Raw genomic sequence first — 832 nt, 5'->3', positions numbered from 1 at the left:
TAGCTCATGAATATATTGAACTAAAGTTAATGGAAAAAGGAGTTCCTTACAGAAGTATTGATGAATTGTACTCTTTGAAACCTTATAATGTAGGAGCTCACGATGCTGTTCCTTTGATTCATAGGAATGGTTATGCTTCATCTTTGGAAAGGTTAAAAAATCCTCCTGTCCCAAATTCTAACTTATCTAATTTAGATGAAATAGTTAATGAATTACTAGATATATATGGCATTAAATAAAGATAAAATTATTGATGAATACAATGCAAGAATTAAAAAAGTAACAAGTCAAATTAAATATAACAAGAAAGTTAAATATTCTCATGTGGCTTTGTTTAAAGATTATGTTAGTAGGTTATTTCTGTGGAGAAATGCATTAGAAATTAATGACACACATTTAAAAAGCCGAGAATCTCATAATATTTTAATTTATTTAAATAATGATTTTAAAGAAATATTTAGTTTAGAATTAACAAATTTAAAATCTAACTTTAATGCTACTTTTATTCATTTATATGTTTGTTGGAATATTTTTAAATCTTCAATTAATCTTTCTAAATACAAAAAATTCCCAGAGCCATACGATCCCATTTTGAAAATCATTTTAAGGGGAGGGGATGTATATATCCATAATGGAGTTTATCATATTAATGATAATGGGGTTTCTATTAATAATATACTTAATGGTAAATAAAAACATTTTTTGCCAAGTTTGGAAGATGATTTTTTGGATTTTTTAGATTTTAAATTCGAAAATGAAGAGTTAACTAATTTTACTAATTACGATGAATTATGGATTACTTATAAAAATCAAAGTTCTTTAATGTAAGACA

General features: G+C 24.8%; 2 protein-coding genes. Both read left to right on the top strand.

Translation table 11 applies throughout. From position 1 onward, the window contains the following. A partial coding sequence (locus ABD816_RS22195) for a hypothetical protein (RefSeq protein WP_344931109.1) occupies positions 1-239 on the top strand: 239 nt, incomplete at its 5' end. Next, the gene (locus ABD816_RS22190; protein ID WP_344931108.1) at positions 226-693 is read left to right on the top strand and encodes a hypothetical protein; all 468 of its coding nucleotides are present in this window, start codon (positions 226-228) and stop codon (positions 691-693) included. The genes ABD816_RS22195 and ABD816_RS22190, both read left to right, overlap by 14 nt. Positions 694-832: the final 139 nt, after the last annotated feature.

It is taken from the genome of Aquimarina addita (genome assembly GCF_039539305.1).
GTDB lineage: Bacteria > Bacteroidota > Bacteroidia > Flavobacteriales > Flavobacteriaceae > Aquimarina > Aquimarina addita.
Note: the sequence above shows the minus strand (reverse complement) of the source record. Positions and strands in the feature narration are given on the sequence as shown.

Bases quoted from the DNA above. Each gene is read 5' to 3' on its own strand.
- ABD816_RS22190 (WP_344931108.1), top strand. From the start codon at position 226: ATGGCATTAAATAAAGATAAAATTATTGATGAATACAATGCAAGAATT.